This window comes from Sporomusa sp., from assembly GCF_057736855.1.
The window spans coordinates 1-5,935 of sequence record NZ_JBYKYF010000190.1 but is presented as its reverse complement, the minus strand read 5'-3'; the positions used below and the strand labels follow the sequence as shown (position 1 = coordinate 5,935).

The 5,935-nt window shown below is 42.3% G+C and carries 7 protein-coding genes and 1 riboswitch; all 7 genes read left to right on the top strand.

Annotated elements, in window-relative coordinates; genetic code table 11:
• The coding region (locus AC29Z1_RS12135) for a phosphopantothenoylcysteine decarboxylase domain-containing protein (protein ID WP_488271727.1) at nt 1-355 on the top strand (355 nt) is incomplete at its 5' end.
• Nucleotides 356-408: 53 nt separating this feature from the next.
• Nucleotides 409-515, top strand: a riboswitch (SAM riboswitch).
• Nucleotides 516-588: 73 nt separating this feature from the next.
• On the top strand, nt 589-1,779 hold the full coding sequence (gene metK, locus AC29Z1_RS12130; protein ID WP_488271726.1) for a methionine adenosyltransferase: 1,191 nt from the start codon (nt 589-591) through the stop codon (nt 1,777-1,779).
• A gap of 139 nt (nt 1,780-1,918) precedes the next feature.
• Nucleotides 1,919-2,146, top strand: coding sequence for a heavy-metal-associated domain-containing protein (locus AC29Z1_RS12125; protein ID WP_488271725.1), 228 nt, complete (start codon nt 1,919-1,921; stop codon nt 2,144-2,146).
• A gap of 13 nt (nt 2,147-2,159) precedes the next feature.
• Nucleotides 2,160-2,288 (top strand): hypothetical protein, encoded by a 129-nt coding sequence (locus AC29Z1_RS12120; RefSeq protein ID WP_488271724.1) that lies wholly within the window; start codon nt 2,160-2,162, stop codon nt 2,286-2,288.
• Between the two features lie 169 nt (nt 2,289-2,457).
• The gene (gene priA, locus AC29Z1_RS12115; RefSeq protein ID WP_488271723.1) at nt 2,458-4,890 is read left to right on the top strand and encodes a primosomal protein N'; all 2,433 of its coding nucleotides are present in this window, start codon (nt 2,458-2,460) and stop codon (nt 4,888-4,890) included.
• 122 nt (nt 4,891-5,012) lie between these two features.
• Entirely contained in the window at nt 5,013-5,465 is a 453-nt protein-coding gene (gene def / locus AC29Z1_RS12110) for a peptide deformylase (protein ID WP_488271722.1), read from the top strand.
• A gap of 5 nt (nt 5,466-5,470) precedes the next feature.
• On the top strand, nt 5,471-5,935 hold a 465-nt coding region (gene fmt, locus AC29Z1_RS12105; protein WP_488271721.1), incomplete at its 3' end, for a methionyl-tRNA formyltransferase.

Below are 5,935 nucleotides of genomic sequence, written 5' to 3'. Positions count from 1 at the left end.
CGTAGCTGACCAAAAAATAAAAAAAACGGGTCAATCCCTAACCTTATCCCTAGTTAAAAACCCCGATATTTTGCGTGAGTTAGGCGAAAGAAAACAACATCAGCTTCTCATTGGTTTTGCGGCTGAAACGCAAGAACTGCTAAGTCATGCGCAAGAAAAACTAATCAATAAAAATCTTGATATGATTGTGGCTAATGATGTTACTTTACCAGGAGCAGGATTTAATATTGATACAAACATTGTCAAACTTATATATAAAAACGGCCAGATTGAAGAATTGCCGCAGCTTACTAAGCGTCAGGTGGCTGAAATCATCATAGACAAAATCTGTTTAATGTTGACAAATTCTGCTTGATTTTTTTGTTTATTTGAATTAGAATTTTTTTGTTGCTAAAATTGCATATGCTATACTCATCAAGAGTTGGTGGAGGGACTGGCCCGATGAAACCCGGCAACCATTTAGTTTTTATACTAAAACGGTGCCAATTCCGGCGGATAAACCCGCGAGATGGGAGTGAAAAAACACAAACCTCCCTTGCGGAGGTTTTCTTTTGTATTTGTATATGAAACTTAGGAGGGACAGCACCTATGGAAAAAAAACGTATGCTCTTTACATCTGAATCTGTAACCGAAGGTCATCCTGATAAGATTGCCGATCAAATTTCCGACAGTGTTCTTGACGCTATTCTGGCCAAAGACCCAAATGCCCGGGTAGCTTGTGAAACACTGGTTACTACTGGTTTTGTACATGTAGTAGGGGAAATTACTACTGACGGCTATGTAGACATTCCTAAAATTGTTCGTGAAACTATTAGAAAGATTGGCTATACTAGGGCTAAATATGGTTTTGACAGTGAAACCTGCGGTGTTTTAATCTCTATTGACGAACAATCTCCCGATATTGCATTAGGTGTTGATAAAGCCCTCGAAGCCAAGCAAGGCCACATGGATGCCTTTGAAGCTATTGGCGCCGGTGACCAAGGCATGATGTTTGGTTATGCAACTAACGAGACTCCTGAATATATGCCTTTACCCATTGCTCTGGCTCATAAAACCGCCCGTCGTCTCGCCGAGGTGCGTAAAAACGGCGAACTTCCTTATCTCCGTCCAGATGGAAAAACCCAGGTAACTGTTGAATATGAAGATGGTAAACCGGTACGTGTTGATACTATCGTAATTTCAACTCAACATAGCCCGGAAGTCGATAGAGATACGATCGAAAAGGACATTATTGCCAAAGTAATTGCCCCGGTAGTTCCTGGCGAACTGTTGGATGCGAAAACGAAATATTATATTAATCCGACAGGACGTTTCGTAGTAGGCGGACCCCAAGGTGATTCTGGCTTAACTGGCCGCAAGATTATTGTTGATACCTATGGTGGCATGGCTCGTCATGGTGGCGGTGCTTTCTCTGGCAAAGATCCTACCAAAGTAGACCGTTCGGCTGCCTATGCCGCCCGTTATGTAGCAAAAAATGTTGTTGCGGCTGGTTTAGCTGATAAGTGCGAAATCCAATTAGCCTATGCTATCGGTGTGGCCCGGCCGGTATCTGTCATGGTAGAAACCTTTGGTACTGCAGCCATTCCTGAAGCAAAAATTGTCGAACTGATCAACAAGCATTTTGATTTGCGGCCTGCAGGCATTATCAAAACCCTGGATCTTCGGCGCCCGATTTATGCTCAAACAGCCGCTTACGGGCATTTTGGCCGCACCGATATAGATTTGCCATGGGAGCGTATCGATAAGGCCGAAATCCTTCGCAAAGAAGCTAATCTATAAGTAATTGAGTTGCCTTAGTTCTGCTCACATAGGATGTAAGTCTTAAACAGGCAATGTGCGGATAAAACTAATGAATTAGAGGCCAATGGTAATACTAATATTACTGGATACTCAATTCAGTAAAAAAGGAGGTATTCTATTGGCTACACCGAAAAATACCAAAACATCCGTTTACCGTGTTGGGGGCCTCAAAGGCGACCACTGCCGGGAACGTATTGAGCATACGTTGTCTCACCTTCACGGCGTTTCATCCGTAAAGGTAGACCTAGCTTCTGGGCAAGTGGCTGTCAATCATGATGAATCTATAACAACTAGTGGATATATTGAAGAAACGTTACAATCACTCGGTTACTCAATTCAAGGTTGAGGAGCCTGATATAATGAAGCTGCATTTTTCGCCGCAAAAAAGACGCCGAGTCAAACGTTTTTTTAAACGTTTACCAATGGATACTGGGCTAGATTGGGATATGACTGATTATTATCCTGATAGACCAGTAGCAGGTATTTGACATTGTAAAGCGAATATAACTTGTATATGGTATCGATTAGGACAAGGGGACTGCATAGTCCCCTTGTCTTTATCCTGCAAGAAAGTATAGCTTTAGCCTGGATAAACAAGGCGGTTCTAGCAACTATCTCAGGTTAAAGCAAGCCGTTGGTTATTTAAGAAAACTATCTGTGGGTGAAACAATGGCAAATACTGCTCAAGTTATTGTAAATATTCCTACCCGTAACATTAATAAGCCTTTTTCCTACCTAATTCCTGCTCATTTTTCTGAAATCAAAATAGGCTGGCGCGTACTTGTGCCGTTTGGCAATAGGAAAGTGGAAGGGTTTGTTGTCGGTTTAACGACGGAAAGTACCGAAGGTTTAAAAGCTATTCTTGATATACTTGATGATTATCCTTGGTTTGATGACAACATGCTGAAAACAGCTACATGGATAAGCCAGTATTATCTCTGTTCTCTTGGTGAAGCCATGCGTCTTTTTATTCCTGGCTTATCGGGAGTAAAAACGCAAAAAGCCTATCAAGCATCTAAAGAACTTACTTTTGAAGAAATCGCTATTCTTCTAAATAGTAAGCCAGAGGAATACCGCACAGCTCTTACTTATATTTATGATCGCGGCCAAGTTACTTACAAAGACCTTAGCAAACTATCTGGTAATATAGATGCTATGATTAAATTTTTTTTGCAACACAAATTAATTATTCCTGTAGATAGTGTTAATAAACGCGGCAAAGTCAGCACAATGACGCTTGTTAATTTGGCTGTCAGTAAAGAGGTGGCTGCTCAAGTTGAACAAACTTTACCCAAAGCCAAAGCGGCACAGAAACGACTTTTGCTGGCACTTATCCAGGAGAATGAACTGAGTTTGGCTCAGCTACGTGACTTAAAAATTAGTCAGGCTACTGTAAAAAAATTAACTGAACAAGGGATTATTACCAGCCGGAGTGTACCGGTGCTGCGCAATAGCTATAATTGTCTGCCACAGCAAGCTGACGAAGTAACGTTGACGCCATCGCAGCAGCAGGCTTTGCAGCTAATAACTCCAGTAATCGCAGCTAAAGTGCACAAATCTTTTCTTATCCATGGCGTTACTGGTAGTGGTAAAACTCTTATTTATATTAAGGCTGTAGCTGAGGTTCGGCGACACAATCGCCAAGCGATTGTATTAGTACCGGAAATTGCTTTGACAAGCCAGATTGTTGCTCGGTTTCAGGCGGCTTTTGGCAATGATGTTGTGGTTATGCACAGCAAATTGTCTATAGGCGAGCGCCATGATGCTTGGCGGCGCCTCCAATCCGGTCAGGCTGGCATTGTTATTGGTGCGCGTTCGGCATTATTTGCACCAACTCACGATTTGGGCATAATAATTATTGATGAAGAACATGAATTTACTTACAAACAGGAAGAATCTCCCCGTTACCATGCCCGGCAGGTTGCCTTAACTCGTGCCCAATTATCTGATGCAGTCCTTATACTAGGTAGCGCTACCCCGGCTGTGGAAACTTACTTTCAGGCGCGTAACGGTACTCATACGTTAATTTCTTTGCATCATCGTATTGATAATGTGCCAATGCCACAAGTTACGGTAGTGGATATGCGCCAGGAACTGGCCCAAGGTCGTCGTAGTGTTATCTCAGTGCCTATGCAGGACATGTTAGCTGCTACGTTAGCCAGAAAAGAACAAGCAGTCATCCTGCTTAACCGGCGCGGCTATTCGACATTTGTCCTGTGCCGTGAATGTGGTCATGTCCTAAAATGCGCACATTGTGATATTTCACTGGTATACCACACACTCGGCAACAGCCTTCGCTGCCACTATTGTCAGGAACGCCATGCTGTTCCGGATATTTGTCCACAATGTGGCAGTCGGTATATCCGTTATTTTGGGACAGGTACGCAGAAAGTGGAAGAAGCGCTGACCAAGTTATTTCCTGCAGCGAAAATTGTCCGTATGGATCAGGATACAACCAGGGGAAAAATGGCACATGATAAAATACTGGCAGCTTTTAGTGCCGGCATGTATGATATTTTGTTAGGCACACAAATGGTTGCTAAAGGACACGATATTCCTAATGTGACGGCGGTTGGGATTATATCGGCAGATACTGCGCTTAATCTGCCGGATTTTCGGGCGGCTGAAAGAACATTTGCGTTATTGACGCAAGCCGCTGGGAGAGCTGGGCGCGGTAAAAAACGCGGACAGGTAGTTATGCAGACCTATAATCCGGAGCATTATGCGATAACGGCCGGAGCAGAACATAATTACTCTGCATTTTATGAACAAGAAATTGTTTTTCGGCGTCAATTACATTATCCGCCATTTATTAATCTGGTAAAAATAACCGTACAAGCAACTGACGAAACCATTGCTTATCGAAATGCTAATACATTGGCAGTCGAGCTAACTCAACAAATGAAGAAAATGGCTGCTACTATAATCGGACCATTTCCAGCATCGGTTTATAAAATAAAAGATATTTTCCGGGTTAATATTTTGATTAAAACTTTGGATTTACCTGCACTAACCAGTCTGTTAGCGACTTTGAATGTTAGCAGTCGCAAAGACGTTATTATTGATGTAGATCCTGTTAATGTTCTTTAGTTCGGCTGTAATATGTTAGTTAACTATTACGCTTATATGGACACACTAATTAGTACTTTTATGACCTGTTAAACTGTGATAAAATTTGTCTAATGGCCGAAAAGAAAGAGGAGGAAAAAAACATGCCATTAATGGAAATAAAAAAAGCAGGCGATAAAATTCTCAAAGCTACTGCTGCGCCTGTGGAAAAAATTGATCGCAAAATAAAACAATTGTTAGATGATATGGCTGAAACTATGTATGCTGCTGACGGGGTGGGATTGGCTGCTCCGCAAGTGGGAGTATCATTGCGAATCGTGGTAATTGACGTTGGCGATGGCGTAATTGAACTTATTAATCCGGAGATTATTAGCTATGAAGGTTGTGAGGTTGGTACTGAAGGCTGTCTGAGTGTTCCGGGGATGTATGGGGAAGTTGAGAGATATGCAACAGTAACGGTAGAAGCGTTGAATCGTTATGGCAAAAAAATCCGAATTTCAGGTTCTGGCCTATTAGCACGGGCTTTACAACATGAAATTGACCATCTAAATGGCATTCTGTTTATCGAACTCGCGAAAAGCATTCATAAGGGGTAGTTGACATGGGCAAATTACGTACAGTATTTATGGGTACACCTGACTTTGCAGTGCCATGTCTGGATGTACTTATGAAAGAAGGCTATCCTGTAGTTGGGGTCATAACTCAACCTGATCGTCCTAAAGGTCGCGGTCAAAAACTGGCTTACTCACCAGTTAAAGAAGCGGCGCTTACCTACAATCTGCCTGTTTTGCAGCCTGTTAGTATAAAAGATGAAGAGGTATATAATCAGATTGCCGCTCTTAATCCGGATATTATTATTGTTGTTGCTTTCGGACAATTGCTACCAAAAAGACTGTTAGAATTGCCGCCCTATGGCTGTATTAATGTACATGCCTCGCTTTTACCCAAATATCGCGGCTCTGCGCCGATCCACTGGGCGATTATTAATGGGGAAACCACCACTGGTGTTACTACCATGTATATGGATGCGGGTATGGATACTGGTGATATGATCTTAAAAGCGGAA